We start from the raw sequence: 17,858 nt of genomic DNA, 5'->3' as shown, positions 1-17,858 counted from the left end.
TGCACGATGCATTTCATATACGGGCAGTCGGCAGACAATTTGAGGCGTTCTGTTCGCTTGTCTACGCTGACAAGACCCCAACGGACGAAGGCCGAAGCCATGCCTTTCACCCTTTCAGGTTTCGTGGCGCTACGTATCGAACGTGGAAGAGAAGCGGACAACAGAGAAGCGGAAGTTCCCGCGGATGCGTTTACCTACCAAGAGGGCGGCATACGACTCCTCGACGATGAGCATACTCGTCATGAGGCCACCTATCGCTACACCGGCGATGCCGGGTATGACCTGGTACTGATCACCACCGCGATCAACGGCATGGCCGAGCCCACCGAACTTGCTGTCGAAGGAGAGAAAAGCGGCACCGTCCAGATCGTCCAGAATGCCATCAAGGCGGATTTCCAACACGACCCGGACCTGGACGATGAGCCGCTGACGCCCGTCTCCAGCAATTGATTCATCCGTTTTACACAAGCCAACTTTTGGCGACCGCTCTTAACAACTTTCCTGCCGTACGGCGCCTCTCTCTCGCCGTATGCCTGCTATGTTGAAAACAGCTCATCTGAGCATGGAATGCAATCGCGAAAGGGAGCAAAACATGGTTATCAAGAGTGCAAATGAGCTTTTCGTCCGCCTGCTATCCGAAACCAATAGTGCGGAAAAACAGATGACCCGCGCGTTGCCCAAGATGGCGCGAGCGGCCGACGACCCCAAGCTGTCCGATGCCTTCAAGGAGCATCTCGAGGAGACCCAAGGTCAACTGGAGCGAATCGAGAAGGCGGCAGACTCCATTCCGGACATACGAGTCAAGCGCATCAAGAGCTATGCGATGGAGAGCCTGATCGAGGAAGGACAGGAACTGATCGAGTCCACCGAGAAAGGACCCGTTCGCGACGCCGGTATGATTGGTGCGGCGCAGAAGGTGGAACACTTCGAAATCGCCACCTACGGCACCCTCTGCGAGCTGGCCGAACAGCTCGGCTATACCGAAGCCAAACAGCTCCTGGCCGAGACGCTCAAGGAAGAGAAAGCGGCTGACGACAAGCTGTCCAAGCTGGCCAAGGCTGACATCAATCGCAAGGCTGGCTGAGCCGTCCCGTCCGTGGCCGCTTGAACATCCTTGGCGATAGCCAATGTAGCCAGTCAACCCCGGCTGACGTCATCGCACACGTTCGCGCGCAGCCGGGTTTTCCCGGGCTATGCTCTCCCGGCAGATGAAGCGACACCCGCCTACGTCACGCCAAAGGCATTCTTGAGGTAGCGGACGTAGCCCTCGTCACGGCACGTGGTCTTGCCCGAGGAATCAGAAATCTTGGCCACCAGTTGCCCATTGAAGTCGTGCAGAAAGGCATCCAGGGTGATCGTATCGGTCAGCGCGATACCCAGATAGCCACGGCACTCCTGCACCCAGGCTTCCAGCACGGCACGCTGGCTGTCCTCTCGGCCTATCGATGCCGAGGCTTACGTCTTCGCCCCGGTGATAGCGCCCGATCCTGATGAGACGCCATAGCATGACGCTGTTGCCTAACTATGCATTTTGAAGCGCAGGGCGTAGTTGTTGAGCAGCGCCGGCATCGGTTCGCTGTCGAGCAGCCGATGCGAGGTCAACTCCAGATTCCTGCCCTCGATCAGCCTCGCCATCATGTTGCTGGTCAGCAGTAGCACCAGGTGACGCCCCGGGCAGATACCGGTGCCGCCACTGAACGGCACCAGAGGCCAGTCCTCATGTGTGCGTGGGCGCAGCATGCCGGTGGCAGAATCGAAGTTGGCAATGGGAGATGTCGCGCTCGATCGCATGATTCACTCCTTTCTCACGACCATGGTCAGACTCGCTGCTGACATGCTACACCTTCTAGGGAAAGGAATGTCCGAGAGGCCCTTTTGGAGAAGGGAGAATGCTATGCAACGTCTGTATTTCTTGATACCCGATAAAGAAACCACCTCCACCATTGTCAGCGAACTCAATGAGATGGGACTGACCAAGGATGACATGCACGTCATGGGCAAGGACTGGAGGCCCTTGGAGAAGGAAGGGGTGCCGACAGCCACCTTGATCCAGACCACCGATGTCGTCAATGCCTCGAAGCGAGGAGCCATCGTCGGGGCCGCACTAGGTCTAGTGTTGGGCGTGATCTCTCACTTCATCCTCATCGACACGAATATCGTCTGGATCACCCTGGGGATGATGGCCTTTGGCACGCTGGCCGGCGTCTGGACCAGCACGATGGTCGGCGTTTCAGTGCGCGACATCAAAGTCAGCAAGTTCGACAATGCGCTCAAGCGTGGCGCAACGCTACTGATCATCGACGTTCCCGACGAGAGGGAAGACACGTTCAGAACAGCGATCAAACGTCACCATCCCGAGGTAGTGATCGACAAGGTGGGCACCCTGGAAAGGAAGAAAAATGTGGGAGAGGGTCATTGACCCCCCCGCTCCGCCTGAGTGCTCGGCAAGGCGCTACAGCCACCACCTTGCCGGCTCGGTTTCCACCCGGAGCGCTCCTGCGCCAATTGTCGGCAATGGCTTACAACAAACCACGCCTTGTCGCACAGCCACTCTCATATCGCCTTACTACGCTTTCTGTGAGCACTCCTAGGGAGGGGGCGGATATGAAACGACGCACATACAACCTGTACGAAACCGATATCGAACTAGTTCTCACACGAGATCCCATCACGCTGCAATGGCTAGCCGTAGCCTGCTGGCACTTGCCCGGTGCGACCGAACCCATCATGCGCCCCATGCCGCCACTCGCCGCAACGGCAGTCGAGGAAGAAGCGTGGACGGATGCGAGCCAGTGGGCCAAGAACCTCCTGACAGCGGAGCGGGCCGACTCGGCAGGCATCAACGCCACACCGACAGGCTCCCGGTCCACGGGCTACGTTCTGCGATAACAATAAGTTAGAGATAGAGATACAGATAGGATAGAAAGCGGGGGAAGGAGGACCCTCCGTGGTCCTATGGTGCCTGAAAGGGAAGCATCAGGGGATGTAAGCCACGAGTGCCTCGTGCGCGGCTTGCTGGGCAAGCGCATGAGACGCCCAGTGACTAAACACTTCATTATTCAGGGTGACAACGATCTGTTGAGTTGGCATGATTTTTCTCCAGTCGGTTGACCACTGGGATAATGCCCCATCAATTTCGATATTTCACCCATATTACGATTATTTGCGCTTTCTTTTCTTCATGTCATCCTGCAAGAAGCCTGTGCAGCGCGATCCACACTGCTGGGCAAACCACAGATCGGACAGGAGGATGACATGCGCAAGCGACTCGTGGCCTATGGCCGCCTCAAGCCTCATCACATCGCACAACTACAGCAGGACTTCGAGCTCGATCATTTCATCCAGCTCGAATCCCTGGAAGACCCGGCCTTCCTGACGGCGCTGGCAAACGCCAATGGCCTGATCAATTCGAGCCTTAAAATTCCCGTTGCCCTGCTCGACAAGGCACCAAAGCTGGAAGCCATCGCGACCATTTCGGTTGGCTACGACAACTACCCCGTCGATGCGCTGACCCAGCGCAACATCCTGCTCTGCAATACGCCGGACGTACTCACCGAAACCACCGCCGACACCGGCTTTGCCCTGATCATGGCCACCGCACGCCGTGTGCTGGAACTGGCCGACTACATCAAGCGCGGCGAGTGGCAGGCCAGCATTGGAGAAGCGCAATTCGGCACGGACGTGCATGGCAAGACACTGGGCATGATCGGCCTCGGCCGGATCGGTGCCGCTATCGCCCGCCGCGGCGCCCTGGGCTTCGGCATGAAAGTGCTCTACTCCAATGCCGCCCCCAAGCCACACCTGGAGACCGAGCTCGGCGCCGAATACCGGGAGATGGACGCGCTGCTTGGCGAAGCGGATTTCGTTTGCGTCACGGTTCCGCTTACCCCCCAAACCAAGCACCTGATCGGCAGGCGTGAGTTCGCCCTGATGAAGCCCTCCACCATCTTCGTCAACATTGCCCGTGGCAAGGTAGTCGATGAACCCGCGCTGATCGCCGCGCTGGAAAAGGGCGAGATACAGGCCGCCGGCCTGGACGTGTTCGAGCAGGAGCCGCTGTCACCCGAATCGCCCCTGCCCCACATGGCCAACGTCGTGGCCCTGCCCCATATCGGCTCGGCAACCCATGAAACCCGCGATGCCATGACCCAGCGCGCCATCGACAACATTTGCCTGGCGCTGCAAGGCGAACGCCCCATCAGCCTGGTAAACGAAGCCGTCTGGTCACAGCGGCAAGGAACCAGCTCCCAGACGGGCTAACGCCAGGAAAAGCCGGGATCGGAACACCTTCGGGTCAAAAGCAGGTCTGTAGGCTTTCCTTCACCTGCAAGGCATCGTCGACCAGCAGCAACTGGCGCCACTTGTCGAAGGTCAGGCAAGGATGCGACGCACCGAACGCCACGATATCGCCGACGCGAATCTCATCCCACCTCTCGCCGGCCTCATGGTCGTCCATGGGCAAGCGCACGAAGGCATGCTGATCCATCAGCCTGGTGACCCGCCAGCCTTCGACGGAGAGCACCGCACCGGCGCGACCACCCTCCCGGTAGCGCCGCAACGGCTCCGGCAACTGGTCGAAGGCGATATCACGCTTGCCCAGCGCGATGACAGCAAGACCCGGCTCCGGCAGCGACTGAACCTGTGCGAATACCTCGAGGGCCGGCCTCAGCCCCCGATCGAGGTCGGGCCTGCGCGCCAGCAGGCCACGCTGGGCATCGCGATAGATGCCGTGGTCGTGCACCACGTAACAGCCGGGACGCAGCACCGGCACGAAATGCTCGCCCAGGCGGGCCTCGGCGAACACCTGGGCGATCACGTCATACCAGGCCGAGCCGGAAGCCGTGATGATCGGTGCCGGCGACTCGAACAAGCCATCGTGATCCAGCGCCTGCGCCACTTCCACCAACTGCCAGGCATAGCCGCGCACCCTCGACTCAGGGTCATTCCCATGCACGACACCCTCATACCCCTCCAGCCCGGCAAGCACCAGAGCCTGCTCGCTGTCGATCAGCTCAGCCAGCGCCATGACCTCATCATGATCGCGACAGCCGCAGCGTCCGCCTTCGACCCCCAGCTCGATCAGCACCTGCAGACGCAAACCCCGTGCCGCGAAATAGCGCCCCAGCTGGCTCACGTTGGCGATGCTATCGACCACGCAGTAGACATGGGCACCCGCCTCGATCAGCTCCGCGACAATCGCCATGTTGGCCTCGCCGATGAGCTGGTTCGCCAGCAGCAGGCGCGTCACGCCATGGGCGAAGGCGGCCCGGCACTGGGGCGCCGTGGCCAGGGTAATACCCCAGGCGCCGGCCGCCAACTGGCGGTGAAACAGCGCCGGCGCCATGGTCGTCTTGCCATGGGGCGCCAACCGCGCCCCGTGCGCCTCGGCAAAACGCTGCATCCACGCCAGGTTGTGCACCAGGGCCCCTTCGAATACCACGGCAGCCGGCAAGCTCACCCCCGAGAGCAGATCCCCGGTCAGTTCCACGCCGCCCTTCTCGCCGTGCCGGTGCTCCGGCCCCGCCTGTCTATCATCCAACCCCTTTCCTCCGCTCATCCGCTCTCCTCCCTCGCACCGTATGACCAATGGCATTGTTGGATTTTCACGATAACTTGATGACATGGCCAAAGCCGGCGCGGTGGCCACCTCCCACAACGGTCCGTCTCTCCTTGGTGGAGAATATCACTGTTGGAACGCTGGTCCTCATCGCGACTGGCGCCGCCAGGCGCCCCGGCGGAGGTCGCCCACGCCGACAACCACCGATATCTCCAATCACGGAAGGGAGGCTTCCAGTTGGGAAATGTCCTGCTCATCGATGTTGTCAGCCAGAAAATCGAGCAAGGCACGAACCGAGGGCAGCAGCCCCCGACGGGATGGGAACACGATATGCAGGATGCCGCCGCGGGGGCGCCAGCCAGGCAACACATCGATCAGGGTGCCATCATGAAGATCCCGACCGCCCACGGCCAGATCCAGCTTCACTATCCCCAGCCCTGCCCTCGCGGCCTGGTGCAGAGTCTCGGCATTGTCCGTCACCAGCCTTGGATGATGCGGCACCTTGGCGGTCACGCCGTCCGGACCGTCGAGGTCCCAGACGTGCTGCTTCTGGTCGAAGTCCAGGCTTGGCAACCCATTCAGATCGCCGGGGGAACGCGGCAGCGGGCGACGCTCGAACAGCGCCGGGGCCGCCATCAAGCGTTGCGGGCTATTCGACAGTACCTTCATGGTCAGGTCACTGTCCTCCAGCGGCGGGAAGCGAACCCGAATAGCCATATCCAATCCTTCCCTGACCACGTCGACACGGCGGCTGGTGGCCTCGACCTGAATCTCCACCTCCGGGCACTGCGCCAGGAAGCGCACCAGCAAAGGCGAAATCAGGTAATGCAGCAGGCTGGGCGGACAGCTCAGCCGCACGGTGCCGCGGGGTTCGGCCAGGTTACGCTTGATCAACTCATCGGCCGCCTCGGCCTCCACCAGCATCGCCACGCAGTGGCGGTAATACGCCCGCCCCAGTTCGGTAATGGAAATGTGCCGTGTCGAACGATTGATCAGTCGAGTCTCCAACCGCTGCTCCAGTTGGGCAATACGTCGGCTCAACTTCGATTTGGGAACGCCAAGGGCACGCCCCGCCGACGCGAATCCGCCGTGATCGACCACCTGAACGAAGTAGTAGAGGTCATTGAGATCCTGCATACAATCGTCTCATGAGTAGAACGATGAGTCCGGATTATACCCCCTACTGCTCTCCGCGTTCCTTATCTAGGCTTCACATATCAGGGCCTTGTGCCCTCTCGATAAAGCAGGAGCCTCGACATGAAGACACTCAAGGGGGTATACAGCGCGGCACGTGGCCACTGGGTCGGCAATGGCTTCCCAGTCCGCTCGCTTTTTACCTACGACCGCCTGGGCGCCGAGCATCTCAGCCCGTTTCTGATGCTCGACTACGCCGCACCCTTCGACTTTTCCGCTGGCGGTCAACCGCGCGGGGTAGGACAGCACCCCCACCGCGGGTTCGAAACGGTGACGCTGGTCTACCAGGGCGAACTGGAGCATCGCGACTCCACCGGTAGCGGCGGGCTCATCGGCGAAGGTGACGTACAGTGGATGACGGCGGGCGCCGGCATCGTGCACGAGGAATTCCACTCCCGGGACTTCACCGAACAGGGCGGAACCCTGGAGATAGCGCAGCTGTGGGTCAACCTGCCCGCGCGCGACAAGTCCGCGCCGCCGGCCTACCAAACCCTGCTGGCGGATGCGATTCCCGAGGTGACCTTGCCCGACCACGTGGGCCGAGTACGCGTGGTGGCGGGCAACTACGCCGGGCATCAGGGCCCCGCGCATACCTTTACCCCGATCAATGTCTGGGACGTGCGCCTGCAACCGAAGGGGGTCGCACGACTTCCCGTGCCCAGCGGCCACACCACACTGCTGGTGGTGCTGAGCGGAACCGTGCTGGTCAACGGGGTCGAACTGATCCGCGAGCCGAGCCTGGTGTGCTTCTCGCGTGACGGCGACGAACTGCAGGTAGAAGCCAACAACGAAGCCAAGCTGCTGCTGCTCAGCGGCGAGCCCATCGACGAGCCGGTGGTCGGCCATGGCCCCTTCGTCATGAACAGCGTGGAGGAGATCCAGCACGCCTTCACCGACTTCCAGCGTGGCAAGTACGGCGCCCTGAACGACACAAGGAGCACCCCATGAGCAATCTCGTCAACGATGGCGACTTGTCATCCTCACTGGACTGCCCGGTCATCGAGGGCAAACGCCAGATTCAACGCGTATCGCCACGCACGGCTGATGTCGGCGGCATTCCCGTCAACCGCGTCCTGCCCTCACGACAGCGCCGACTGGTCGGCGCCTGGTGCTTCCTCGACCATGCCGGACCCGCAATCTTCAAGGGAGACAGCAGCGGCCTACAGGTTGGACCTCACCCCCACATCGGCCTGCAAACCTTCACCTGGATGATCGAAGGCGAAGTCCTGCACCGGGATAGCCTGGGCAGCGAGCAGGTAATTCGCCCTGGCCAGGTCAACCTCATGACGGCCGGGCGGGGTATCAGCCATACCGAAGAGTCGGTCGAAGGCGAGCGTCACCTGCATGCCGCGCAGCTGTGGATCGCCTTGCCCGAGGCGCACCGCAACACCGCACCCCGTTTCGACCACTACCCCGAATTGCCCCGCTGGCAAGCCCAAGGGGCCGAACTGACGCTGCTGGTCGGCGAGCATGCCGGCTACCGCGCCCCAACCCTCACGTTCTCCCCTCTGCTGGGTATCGATATTGCCGCTGGTGAGAATACGACCCTCAGCCTCCCGTTGCGGGAAGACTTCGAGTACGCCCTGCTGCCACTCGAAGGGGAACTCTCCATCGATGGCGAACGCTTCGCCACCAACGAGCTGGCCTACCTGGGCCGGGGACGCGACACGCTCGAAGCGACCCTGCCGGCCGGTGGACGGGCGATGCTGGTCGGCGGCGAACCCCTGGGCGAGAAAATCCTCATCTGGTGGAATTTCGTCGGCCATGGCAAAGCGGAGATCGCCGAGGCCCAGCGTGACTGGGAAGCGGGAAGCGAACGCTTCGGCACCATTCCGGCCTATCGGGGAAAACGCATGATGCCCCCACCGCTGCCCTGGAAAATCTGAGCCCATCGATATACTGGGGTCGCCATCGAGGCGCCTGACGGCGCCAGTCGCGATGGGGACCAGCGCTCCGACAGGGTGGTAAAAGCAGGTTGTGGGAGATAGCGTCAGCTCGCGACCGCGGTGCCATCAGCGTTGGCGATGATCTGAGCTGAATAATGCTCAAAAATCTTCTCAAGGTAATTTTCTGAGCATTATTATTCTCAAAAAAGCAGTTATCGCCTATGATGTGAGCAGAATAGTTCACATGGCAACGAATCAATGGAGCTAACCCTACAGATCTATCACGGCCAATGCTGGCACGATGCCGCCTTGCTGGAGGTGCCTCAACCGGAGCAAGGCACTCACGGGCCAGCCCGGCTAGCCTATCTGCAGACGTATGCGCTGGACTGGATGTTTCGAGACGATGAGCATGCCTGCAGCCTGACGCTACCCGTTGAGCTGATGCTGAAGCAGCATGGCCAGCGCTGGTTCGGCTTCATGGAAGACATCATGCCTGCTGGCGCCAGCCGTCGTTACTGGATCGAACATCTCGGATTGCAAGGCATGCCGACAGGCCAGCAGGACAGTGCACTGCTGCAACACGGCACCATAGCCCCAGTCGGCAACCTTCGCATCAAGGAAGCCGTACCGGCACGACCGGCCGGCACACGATTGCACGAGCGCCGCTTCACCCTCGATGACGTCATCGAGCGCCATGGCGACTTTCTCGAATACGCCCAGCAGATGGGAGCGGCCAGCGGTGGCGCCACCGGCGCAGGAGGCGAAGCGCCAAAACTCTTGCTGCGCTGTAGCCCGGACGATGCCATCTGGATCGACACCTGGCAGGACGACCCCTACAACAGCGATACCCACTACCTGGTGAAGTTTCCTCGAGGCAGACGCAACCAGGACGACTGCGACATACTCCGCACCGAATATCACTATTACCACGAGCTGGCCGCCCTGGGCATCGACACCATCGATACGGCCACCATGCGGCTGGTCGAAGGCCAACGATACCCCTCGCTTTGGCTGCCCCGCTTCGACGTTGAAATGCGCCCCGAAGGCCTGGCCCGCTTCGGACTCGAATCCGTCTATGCCCTGCTCGGTGCCGCTCCTGGCACCCACCTGGATCATTTCCAGGTCATCCGCCGTCTGGTCGAACTCCTCGAGCACCAGCACCGAGTCGTGGAACTCGAAGAAACGTTCGATCGCGAAGCCTTCGTCGTGGAATGGATCAGGCGCGACTTGCTCAATGTCGCGTTCGGAAACTCGGACAACCATGGCCGAAACGCCGCCCTGCTCAAGCGCCCGGCAGGGATCTGGCACGCCCCCGTCTATGACTTCGCCCCCATGAAGGCCGACCCCGAGGGCGTAACGCGCACAACGCGCTGGGGCTCGCCTTTCGAAGAGGGTGGCGACTTCGACTGGGCCGCCATAGCCCACGCACTGAACGACCTGGCACCGGCTGAACGCATCATGAAGGATCTGCAAGCCCTAGCCGAACGCCTGACCGGGCTACAAGAACGGCTGCGTAACCGCGGCATACCCGATCGCATCCTCACCATGCCCGCCGTCGGACTCGGGTCGCTGGATGCCAGGCTCAAACGCTGGGGGTTGATATGAAGCAACGCGAACTCACCCCGGATGAGCGTGAACGGAAGCTCATCGAGGCCGCCCGAAAACTGCTCACCGGCGAGATCAGTGAAGGCCAGCTCCTGCGCACCTTACGGCGTGACGCGCTGGGGCTCTCGCAAGAAGACTACGCCCGCCTGGCTGGCGTCAGCCGACGCACGCTGTCGGATATGGAAGGCGACAAAGGCAATATCTCGTTCACCGTCATGAATCGCGTCTACCGCCCCCTTGGATTCAAGGTCGGACTCATACCACGCCAACCCGCCCTGCTGGAACAGGCGCTGCAACCGCAGGAGTGAGATAGCGACTATCGCAACCCCGCGGTCGCGAGCTGAAGCTATCTTCAACAGCGGCTTGCTCCGCCTGGGTGGAGAGTATCGCTGTGGGAGCGCTGGTCCCCATCGCGACTGGCGCCGTCAGGCGCCTTGGCGGGGCCGCTGCGCTGGCTGATGTGCATGGTGCGGTCCACCGAGGACTGGAACTCCCGCAGGATGTAGAGGAACACTCGCTGCGCCACGCCTTGCCAGTGGATCTCCACCGACCAGACGACATCCTCGAACTTCTCCTCGAACAGCGGGGTGATGTAGTTGCCGCTGTAGCCCTCCACGAACTCCTGCCTCAGAATTCTGAGGCGGGAGTTCGTGGATCTGGCTGGCCTTGTGTGTCGGCAGCCGTTCCAGTACGTCCTTCAGGTAGGCATAGGGATCGTGGCCGTTGAGATGCGGTTACCCGGCAAGTTTCCCAGCACACGGTTCAACCATGCCAATACAGCGAACAGTTGATACCGGCAGGGATGTCATCCTCGGGATTATCGAGTACCAGGCCAACTCCAAAGGTACCGCTCGAGACATCGATCACGCCGTCGATACGCTCGACATCGGCCCCCACGTCACGTTCAGCGGGCGCATGTAGCCTGACGCCGAGCGTATCGCCCACCGCCAGTCGCCCATAGGCCGTTAACGGCAGCACGGCTTCGATCCGCAGCGGATCGAGCTGCACCAGATCGAGCACCGGGGTAGCGTCGATGTATTCACCCTCCTCAGCGTACAGGCGCGTTACCAGGCCACTGAAGGGGGCAGTGGTGCTACGCTGCCCAAGCTGAGCATTGGCCAGATTGACTTGCATGCGTGCCAGGCGCAGTTCGGTATCGAGTTCATCGCGCTCGCTATCGCTGAGCATCCCCTGCTCGATCAGCCGCTGATTGCGCTGTAGACGGCGCCCGGCATACTCCGCGCGCGCGCCCTCGAGGGACATGCTGGCCCGCTCGACGTCCTGCGCCTGACGGAACAGTTCCTGCCCGGCCTCCACGTCGTCTCCGGCCCTGACCAGCAGTTCGGCGATGACGCCGGGAATTTGCGTGGAGAGCGTGGCCTGGCGGCCCGGCTCGACCAGGCAACTGATCTCACCAAAGCCCAGGGCGACCGAATCCGGCTCCTCGGCGCCGCCGGGGCTCACCAATAGCAGAACACCAAGCGCGGTGGCTAGAGGATAGATGGGATGCATGATGGCTCCTGTAATGCCGAGGTGCGTCTCAGGCGATATTACTCACCCTGACCGCTGAAACCGAGTAGCTCACCCTCACGCCAGTCAGCGGCCAGTAAACGCGCCCGTTCCCGTGCATGGCGCGCCTCCCGGATGGCCTGGGCGCGATGCAGCCGCGCCGGCAGCTTGCCCATGTGCCGGTGCCAGCCGTCGAGTTCCTCGAGCAGGAGTTCATCGTCGGCGACCACGAACTCCACGCTACCGGGGTCTCCTTGGCGGGCGCTGCGCCCGGCGATCTGGCGGTCGACCCGCGAGGCGTCGTGGTGGCCGGCGATGATCACATGTAACCCACCCGCCGCCGTGGCGGTATCGTCGAGGGCGATATCGGTGCCTCGCCCAGCCATGCTGGTGGCCACGGTGATCGCGCCGGCGGTGCCCGCACGGGCGATCACCTCGGCTTCTTCGGCATCCTGCCGGGCACTGAGCATGGCGTGCTCGATACCGTCGGCACGCATCGCGTCAGATAGTGCCTCGGCATCGGCCAGCGTCACCGTGGCCACCAGTACCGCACGCTGCTCGGCGGCCAGTTGGGCGGCACGCCGGGAGATCAAGCGCCACTTCGCTTCGCGATCGGCCACACAGGTGGTACCCAGATACTGGCGCTTGCCGGGGCGGTGCGGGGGAATCGCGACGACCCGCCGACGGTAGGTGACCCATAGCTCCTGGCGTACTTCGCGGGCGGTACCGGTCATGCCGGCCAGATGATGGTAACGCCGAAAGAAGCGCTGATACGTCAGGCGCGCCAGAGTGACGTTGGGGTCACTTGGCTCACAGCCTTCCAGGCGCTCGATCATCTGCTGCAGGCCCTTCTCCCAACTACGGTCGGCCATCACCCGTCCGGTGTGCTCATCGATGATCTGCACCTTGCCGTCACGCACCAGATAGTGCTGATCACGCTGGAAATGGTGGTGCGCCACCAGCGCCTGCTGGATCAACCATTCACGCCGCGAGCGCCCCACCCAGCCGCTGCCGGCCCCCTGGCCTTGCATCAGTTGCTCGCTCTGCTCGGCCAGCCGAGTCTTGCCAGCCTCAGTGAGATGCAATTGGCTACGTTCCTTGACGAAGTGAACGCCTTCGACGAAGGTGCCCGCCAGGGCGATGGCCTGATCGATAAGCTCGACATCGAAGGCCTCATGCGGTGCCGGCCCGGAGAGAATCAGCGGCGTGCGGGCCTCGTCGAGCATCACACTGTCGGCCTCATCGACAATCGCGAAATGCAGGCCACGCAGCAATAGCTGCTGATGCTGCAGGTCGCCGCGCAGGCGAGCGGCGTGGGCGAGCATGGGCTGACGAAAGCGCCCCAGTACCTGGCTGTCGCGCAGGTAGTCGAATACCAGTTCCTTGTTGGTGCAGTAGACCACGTCGGCGGCATAGGCCTGGCGCCGCTCATCGGGTGTCATCTCATGCACGATGGCGGCGACGTTGAGGCCCAGCCGCACATAGACCGGTGTCATCAACTCGGCATCCCGCGCGGCGAGATAGTCGTTGACGGTGATCACATGCACCGGCGTGCCGGCCAGGGCCGCTGCGGCGGCCGGCAAGGTAGCCGTGAGGGTCTTGCCCTCGCCGGTTTGCATCTCGGCGATATGCCCGTCCAGCATGGCCAGGCCGCCCATCAGTTGCACGTCGTGGTGGCGCATGCCAAGCTCGCGACCCGCCGCTTCGCGCACTGCGGCCAGGGTCTTCAGCAGCAACGCACGTGTCAGGCCACGGTGAATCAAGGCTTGACGCAGGGTCATCACCTCGGCGTCGAAGCGTGCGTCGTCGAGGTTCGCCCACCAGCGAGCATGGCGATGGATGCGTCCCAGCGCCAGCCCCATGGCCAGCCGTCTCACCCGTGCCGGGCGCGTGACCCGAGCACGCAGCCAGTGCCAGGGCTTCTCGAGACTGGTCGGTGCCTCGAGCCGGCGTTCGGGCCGCGCCATCACATCACGCGGTAGCTTTAGCGTGGTCATACATCGAACAGCCGGAGAAAGGAGCGCCGCGTATCGCGCCATAACCGGAACCCCGCCGGTTCGGGTGCATGCGCCACTCGCACGTGAACCCGTTGCCCCAGCCGTACCGAACGCTCGCCGGCAATCAGTGCAGCGGCATCGAAATCGGCCAGGTAGTGGCGCCGAAAGGCGGTCAGCGGTGCCTCGGCCTGAGGGTCGAGGGCTATGCTACCGCCCCCTTCCACACTTAACACGTCGCTGGGAATCTCATAGGACGAACTCGGCGCCATCCAGGCCAGTCGCGAGCTTACGCTGTCGTCTGCCCCTGGCAGGCGCAGGGCCACCGACTGGGCGTCGTCACGCACACGATCGGCACGATGGGTAGGCACCAGCGTGCGCACCCGTAGGTCTTCAGGCCTGACGACCACGGCCAGCGCCGTGCCACGCTCCACGAAGCGGCCCAGCAACGGTGTCCCTTCCGGCATCAACAGCAGGCCGTCACGAGGGCTATTGAGCACGGTGGCCGCAGCGCGTTGGCGGGCATCGTCGAGGCGCTGCCCGGTCAACGCCAGGGTCTCACGCAGCAGGCTGGCTGCCTGGGCGTTACGCACGCTGGCCAGCAATTGCTGCTCGATCTCGCGTACCTCGGCTTCCAGCAATTGTACCTCGGTGGCAAGCTCCGGTGCCTCGAGCCTCAGCAAGGGCTCACCGGCCGCCACCTCGCTGCCGTCCTCGACCCATAGCTCAGCCAGAGTGCCGCTGGCGCCGACACGCAGTTGCGCCGGCTCGCGGCTATCGACCACCCCATGCAGCGTCGTGGCATAGGGTATGGGCATGGCGAACAGCAGCACGCCGACAAGCCCCGTCGCCGTAACGAACCACCCCCAGGCTTTGGCGCGAGAGCCTTCCAGTGCGTCATCCATGGTCATCGCCTTGAACATTTTCGCCAGTGGAAGTAGCAGGGTCATGCTCACCGACCAAAGGGCAAGGAGGATCCCTACGAACAGGTAACGGGTTGCGACGAACACGGCGATCGCCACCATGATCATCAAGCGATAGCAGAACGAGGTGACCGCGTAGCCGACCAGCCAGCAGGCTTCACGCCTGGACCCGGCATGCGAGGTTACCTCGCGACGGCCCAGCAGGTAGCGCTTGACCACATAGCCGACCTGCTGGTTGGCACGACTGAACAGGTTGGGGATTTCCAGAAAATCGGCCAACACGTAGTAGGCATCGAAACGCAGCAGCGGGTTGCCGTTGAACAGCAGCGTGGACACCCCGGCAATCAGCATCACGTTGAAGGCAGCGGCCCTGATCAGGCCCGGCTCCGCCATCACCCAGACCAGCATTGCCAGCGAGGCAAGAAACAGCTCGACCATGATGCCTGCTGCGCCGACCAGCATGCGCCGATACTTGTCGGGACAGGCGGCAGCGGCACTGGCGTCCACATAGGGCACCGGGAAGAACACCAGCAGCATGATGCCGACCTCGTGGACTTCGCCCCCGGCGTCCTTGGTAGCCCAGGCATGCCCTAGTTCGTGCAGTGCCTTGATCAGCGGATAGATCAGCGCCAACATCACCAGATTACCCACGCCCAGCACGCGGTCGGCAAGGTTGGCGGTCAGCGATGACCAGTGAATGCCCATCAGCAGCAATGCCGAGAGCAGCGTGACCAGCCATATCAGTCCGCCCAGCGGGCCGATCAGCGGCCGTACCAACGGGTAGCTGGCGGCCACGAAGCGCTCCGGGTCGAGTAGCGGGATGCGAATGCCCAGCGGCGAGCGAATCATCTGTAGCCACTTGCTGCGCCGCTGGGTGGCCTGTCGCCGCGAGAGTTCATCGATGTCGATCTCGCCCTGTCCGGCCAGCACGTTGGCATTATGCAGCCGGCCGATCAGCTCAATGAGCTCCTGCTGGGTGGGCATGGCATCGCCCAGCGAGGCGCTGACCTGATCCCATATCTCGCGCACGCTACGCTTGCCATCCAACCGACCGATGACCTGATAGGCTTCTGGAGTGAAGCGATGCACCTGACCGGTGAGGCCGTCATGAAGCACATACCAGGGCTCACCGCGATATTCATGGCGATGCAGGCTGGCGTGGCCGCGTAGCCGCAGGCGTAGCTCGGCCACGCGGTGCCAGTGCTGGCTGAACAGCGGTCCCGCCATACGCTAGCCCCACCAGCGCCAGGCCGACAGCCGCAACCAGTCGACGAGTTCGCGCGTCCAGATCTCGAGCCGGCGGCGCTCGCCGATCTCGATACGCCCAACGCCCTGCATACCGGGCCGCAGCACTTGAATGCGCTCTCCCAGCGCCGCCTCGTCGAGACTCGCCTCGACCACGAAGCGACTGCTGCCCTCGGCACTGCGCGTCTGCGGGGTCAGCCGCTCGATCTGCAACGGTAGCCGCGCTTCGGTCATCGCCGCCAGGACCAGTTCACCGCGCTGGCCCACGGCGATGTCGTTGATGCGTGCCTCTGGCACCTCAAGCTCGACGCGTAGCCCCTCCAGCGGCGAAATACGATAGAGCTCCTCACCGGCTTCGACGCTGCCGCCAAGCCGCTGGGTCAGATCGCCGGAGACCAGCACCCCATCGAAGGGCGCCAGCAGAGTCGCCCGCGCCAACCGCGATTCGACCAGCGCCAGGCGTGCCTCTGCCTGGTCACGCTGGGCGGCAATCACGTTCAGCGCGGCGCGGTCGCCCATGGCACGCATCTCCTGCTCCTGGCCGGCAAACTTGGCCAGTTCGCTCTGCCACTGCAGCCGCTCCAGGGCGAGATCGCGGGCATCCATCAACGCCAGTGGCTGACCGGCCTCGACGCGGTCGCCGGGACGCACCAGGATCTCTTCGATATAGCCGCGGAACGGCGCAGCCATGATCCGCTGTTCGCGGCTTTCGAGCGTGGCATCGGCGGCTACGCTGTCGGTGCCCGTGGCCAGGGTGCCGAAGGCTACCCCGCCTGCCAGCAGAATCAGCGCCAGCTTGACACCCAGATGCCCGGGGCCCACGACCTTGGCCAGTTGATCGCCCCCTGCGGCGAACAGCTTGACCGGTAGCGCCCGATCATTGAGCCGCTTCTCCTCCAGCGTGCGGGTACACAGCGCCATGAGGCTTTCCAGGGCAATGATCTCGTCATGGTCGATGGCCTGCTCACGCTCGATGGTGATGGCCCCCCGCGGCAGGGCCTCATCCAGGCACGGCAACGTCAGCACTGCCGCACCACCGGTCATGCTCAGCAGGTCGGCATGCGCCCGGCTGACCACGCTACCGTGACCGAGAGCCGCCTGCTGCTGGTTGTCGGGCCTCGGCAGTATCACGCTGGCACGCTGGTCAATGGCTTCGTCCATTGCCGCTTCCGTGGCACGAATGCGGTTCATCTTGCGATTGAACTGGGCGCTGTGCGACACCTGCACGACGCGGGTGGAGGTTCCTCGCCGCCAGCCCAGCGTGACTCGCTCGGCGTCCAGGCTCACCGCCAGGCGTGTCACCAATTGCATACCCGCACTGACGAACTGGCGCTCGGCGAGCACGGCGGCCAGCAGTTCGAGGTGGCCGGCCAGTTCATGCTGGGCTCGCTGTATGCGCCGGTGATGACGCTGCAGGGCATCGCGTTCGAGCACGGCCACGCCATCCTCGAGCCTTGCCATCAGGGCCATCAACGCCGGCTGCAGCACCCCTTGCGACGAAGGCTTGTCTGCCGGTAGCACCACACGCAATGCCACGGCTCCCAACAAACCACCGGCCTCCCTCTGTGCATCGCCTGAGGTGGAACGGTCGTTGCAGCCGGCATCGTCATGACTCACATCACGCACCGGGTAGCCCAGGCCGATATGCTGCTCGTCGAGCTGAGTCACCATGCCGCGCCCGGCACGACGCACGTCATCGGCCAGCGTCAGCAGCGCGCTGCCCTTGGCCTGCGCCGGCCACAGCGCCACCGGCAGCCACTGTCGCTCATGCTGCCACAGAACTACCCCTTCACCGACCCGTACACCTTCCGGGGTCGGGGCTCGCTCACAGTGGCGGGTCAGCCAGGCCTGGGCCCCATGGGTGTTTTCCTGCCATGCCTGAATCGCCAGGCTGCTGTTATCCGCCAGTTGCATTAGGCTGTGCTGCCCCCGTGATCATGGTTCG

18 protein-coding genes and 1 pseudogene are annotated in these 17,858 nt (G+C 63.0%); 9 read left to right on the top strand and 10 right to left on the bottom strand.

Annotated elements, in window-relative coordinates; genetic code table 11:
* Window positions 1-99 precede the first annotated feature (99 nt).
* Together C1H69_RS19995 and C1H69_RS19990 are read left to right on the top strand one after the other, a co-directional pair.
* A complete protein-coding gene (locus tag C1H69_RS19995) occupies window positions 100-450 on the top strand; it encodes a hypothetical protein (protein ID WP_102655152.1) in 351 nt (116 codons plus the stop codon).
* 88 nt (window positions 451-538) lie between these two features.
* The gene (locus C1H69_RS19990) at window positions 539-1,084 is read left to right on the top strand and encodes a YciE/YciF ferroxidase family protein (protein ID WP_422666915.1); all 546 of its coding nucleotides are present in this window, start codon (window positions 539-541) and stop codon (window positions 1,082-1,084) included.
* Window positions 1,085-1,224: 140 nt separating this feature from the next.
* On the opposite strand, the gene C1H69_RS19985 is transcribed toward C1H69_RS19990, so the two are convergent.
* Together C1H69_RS19985 and C1H69_RS19980 are read right to left on the bottom strand one after the other, a co-directional pair.
* Window positions 1,225-1,443 carry a hypothetical protein gene (locus C1H69_RS19985; RefSeq protein WP_422666917.1) on the bottom strand — a complete coding sequence of 73 codons (219 nt, stop codon included), beginning with the start codon at window positions 1,441-1,443 and terminating at the stop codon, window positions 1,225-1,227.
* A 75-nt stretch (window positions 1,444-1,518) separates the two neighbouring features.
* Window positions 1,519-1,791, bottom strand: coding sequence for a cytochrome P450 family protein (locus C1H69_RS19980; RefSeq protein WP_102655150.1), 273 nt, complete (start codon window positions 1,789-1,791; stop codon window positions 1,519-1,521).
* A 103-nt stretch (window positions 1,792-1,894) separates the two neighbouring features.
* Here C1H69_RS19980 and C1H69_RS19975 point away from each other — a divergent pair, with 103 nt between their 5' ends.
* From C1H69_RS19975 to C1H69_RS19965, 3 genes are all read left to right on the top strand, one after another.
* Window positions 1,895-2,419 (top strand): DUF1269 domain-containing protein, encoded by a 525-nt coding sequence (locus C1H69_RS19975; protein ID WP_102655196.1) that lies wholly within the window; start codon window positions 1,895-1,897, stop codon window positions 2,417-2,419.
* Between the two features lie 185 nt (window positions 2,420-2,604).
* Window positions 2,605-2,889 carry a hypothetical protein gene (locus tag C1H69_RS19970; protein WP_102655149.1) on the top strand — a complete coding sequence of 95 codons (285 nt, stop codon included), beginning with the start codon at window positions 2,605-2,607 and terminating at the stop codon, window positions 2,887-2,889.
* A gap of 366 nt (window positions 2,890-3,255) precedes the next feature.
* A complete protein-coding gene (locus C1H69_RS19965; RefSeq protein ID WP_102655148.1) occupies window positions 3,256-4,260 on the top strand; it encodes a 2-hydroxyacid dehydrogenase in 1,005 nt (334 codons plus the stop codon).
* 34 nt (window positions 4,261-4,294) lie between these two features.
* Here C1H69_RS19965 and C1H69_RS19960 read toward each other — a convergent pair whose 3' ends face one another.
* Together C1H69_RS19960 and C1H69_RS19955 are read right to left on the bottom strand one after the other, a co-directional pair.
* Entirely contained in the window at window positions 4,295-5,539 is a 1,245-nt protein-coding gene (locus tag C1H69_RS19960) for an amino acid deaminase (RefSeq protein WP_240610024.1), read from the bottom strand.
* A 234-nt stretch (window positions 5,540-5,773) separates the two neighbouring features.
* A complete protein-coding gene (locus tag C1H69_RS19955; RefSeq protein WP_102655146.1) occupies window positions 5,774-6,694 on the bottom strand; it encodes a LysR substrate-binding domain-containing protein in 921 nt (306 codons plus the stop codon).
* Between the two features lie 120 nt (window positions 6,695-6,814).
* Here C1H69_RS19955 and C1H69_RS19950 point away from each other — a divergent pair, with 120 nt between their 5' ends.
* From C1H69_RS19950 to C1H69_RS19935, 4 genes are all read left to right on the top strand, one after another.
* Window positions 6,815-7,699, top strand: a complete 885-nt coding sequence (locus C1H69_RS19950; protein ID WP_102655145.1) for a pirin family protein — start codon at window positions 6,815-6,817, stop codon at window positions 7,697-7,699.
* Window positions 7,696-8,637: a pirin family protein gene (locus tag C1H69_RS19945; RefSeq protein ID WP_102655144.1), complete on the top strand. Its 942-nt coding sequence runs from the start codon at window positions 7,696-7,698 to the stop codon at window positions 8,635-8,637. Before C1H69_RS19950 ends, C1H69_RS19945 begins: the two co-directional genes overlap by 4 nt.
* 258 nt (window positions 8,638-8,895) lie before the next feature.
* The gene (locus C1H69_RS19940) at window positions 8,896-10,242 is read left to right on the top strand and encodes a type II toxin-antitoxin system HipA family toxin (protein ID WP_102655143.1); all 1,347 of its coding nucleotides are present in this window, start codon (window positions 8,896-8,898) and stop codon (window positions 10,240-10,242) included.
* Complete coding sequence (locus C1H69_RS19935) at window positions 10,239-10,550, top strand: helix-turn-helix domain-containing protein (RefSeq protein WP_102655142.1); 312 nt, start codon at window positions 10,239-10,241, stop codon at window positions 10,548-10,550. Before C1H69_RS19940 ends, C1H69_RS19935 begins: the two co-directional genes overlap by 4 nt.
* Before the next feature lie 44 nt (window positions 10,551-10,594).
* Here C1H69_RS19935 and C1H69_RS19930 read toward each other — a convergent pair whose 3' ends face one another.
* The 6 genes and pseudogenes from C1H69_RS19930 to C1H69_RS19905 all read right to left on the bottom strand — a co-directional run bounded on the left by C1H69_RS19930 (window position 10,595) and on the right by C1H69_RS19905 (window position 17,827).
* The gene (locus C1H69_RS19930; protein WP_102655141.1) at window positions 10,595-10,858 is read right to left on the bottom strand and encodes a hypothetical protein; all 264 of its coding nucleotides are present in this window, start codon (window positions 10,856-10,858) and stop codon (window positions 10,595-10,597) included.
* 22 nt (window positions 10,859-10,880) lie between these two features.
* A pseudogene (locus C1H69_RS19925) lies at window positions 10,881-10,970 on the bottom strand (transposase domain-containing protein); the annotation flags it as partial.
* A 34-nt stretch (window positions 10,971-11,004) separates the two neighbouring features.
* Window positions 11,005-11,754, bottom strand: a complete 750-nt coding sequence (locus C1H69_RS19920; protein WP_102655140.1) for an efflux RND transporter periplasmic adaptor subunit — start codon at window positions 11,752-11,754, stop codon at window positions 11,005-11,007.
* Window positions 11,755-11,792: 38 nt separating this feature from the next.
* Window positions 11,793-13,748, bottom strand: coding sequence for a preprotein translocase subunit SecA (locus tag C1H69_RS19915; RefSeq protein WP_102655139.1), 1,956 nt, complete (start codon window positions 13,746-13,748; stop codon window positions 11,793-11,795).
* Complete coding sequence (locus C1H69_RS19910; RefSeq protein WP_102655138.1) at window positions 13,745-15,895, bottom strand: HlyD family efflux transporter periplasmic adaptor subunit; 2,151 nt, start codon at window positions 15,893-15,895, stop codon at window positions 13,745-13,747. Before C1H69_RS19910 ends, C1H69_RS19915 begins: the two co-directional genes overlap by 4 nt.
* A gap of 3 nt (window positions 15,896-15,898) precedes the next feature.
* Complete coding sequence (locus tag C1H69_RS19905) at window positions 15,899-17,827, bottom strand: efflux RND transporter periplasmic adaptor subunit (protein WP_102655137.1); 1,929 nt, start codon at window positions 17,825-17,827, stop codon at window positions 15,899-15,901.
* Between the last annotated feature and the right edge of the window lie 31 nt (window positions 17,828-17,858).

The sequence above is a fragment of the Billgrantia endophytica genome (assembly GCF_002879615.1).
Classification (GTDB): domain Bacteria; phylum Pseudomonadota; class Gammaproteobacteria; order Pseudomonadales; family Halomonadaceae; genus Halomonas; species Halomonas endophytica.
The sequence above is the reverse complement of the archived record's forward strand: the minus strand, read 5'-3'. Positions and strand labels throughout refer to the sequence as shown.

Bases quoted from the DNA above. Each gene is read 5' to 3' on its own strand.
- C1H69_RS19945 (WP_102655144.1), top strand. From the start codon at position 7,696: ATGAGCAATCTCGTCAACGATGGCGACTTGTCATCCTCACTGGACTGC.
- C1H69_RS19995 (WP_102655152.1), top strand. From the start codon at position 100: ATGCCTTTCACCCTTTCAGGTTTCGTGGCGCTACGTATCGAACGTGGA.
- C1H69_RS19910 (WP_102655138.1), bottom strand. From the start codon at position 15,895: ATGGCGGGACCGCTGTTCAGCCAGCACTGGCACCGCGTGGCCGAGCTA.
- C1H69_RS19955 (WP_102655146.1), bottom strand. From the start codon at position 6,694: ATGCAGGATCTCAATGACCTCTACTACTTCGTTCAGGTGGTCGATCAC.
- C1H69_RS19975 (WP_102655196.1), top strand. From the start codon at position 1,895: ATGCAACGTCTGTATTTCTTGATACCCGATAAAGAAACCACCTCCACC.
- C1H69_RS19980 (WP_102655150.1), bottom strand. From the start codon at position 1,791: ATGCGATCGAGCGCGACATCTCCCATTGCCAACTTCGATTCTGCCACC.
- C1H69_RS19950 (WP_102655145.1), top strand. From the start codon at position 6,815: ATGAAGACACTCAAGGGGGTATACAGCGCGGCACGTGGCCACTGGGTC.
- C1H69_RS19935 (WP_102655142.1), top strand. From the start codon at position 10,239: ATGAAGCAACGCGAACTCACCCCGGATGAGCGTGAACGGAAGCTCATC.
- C1H69_RS19940 (WP_102655143.1), top strand. From the start codon at position 8,896: ATGGAGCTAACCCTACAGATCTATCACGGCCAATGCTGGCACGATGCC.
- C1H69_RS19920 (WP_102655140.1), bottom strand. From the start codon at position 11,754: ATGCATCCCATCTATCCTCTAGCCACCGCGCTTGGTGTTCTGCTATTG.
- C1H69_RS19905 (WP_102655137.1), bottom strand. From the start codon at position 17,827: ATGCAACTGGCGGATAACAGCAGCCTGGCGATTCAGGCATGGCAGGAA.
- C1H69_RS19915 (WP_102655139.1), bottom strand. From the start codon at position 13,748: ATGACCACGCTAAAGCTACCGCGTGATGTGATGGCGCGGCCCGAACGC.
- C1H69_RS19965 (WP_102655148.1), top strand. From the start codon at position 3,256: ATGCGCAAGCGACTCGTGGCCTATGGCCGCCTCAAGCCTCATCACATC.
- C1H69_RS19990 (WP_422666915.1), top strand. From the start codon at position 539: ATGTTGAAAACAGCTCATCTGAGCATGGAATGCAATCGCGAAAGGGAG.
- C1H69_RS19970 (WP_102655149.1), top strand. From the start codon at position 2,605: ATGAAACGACGCACATACAACCTGTACGAAACCGATATCGAACTAGTT.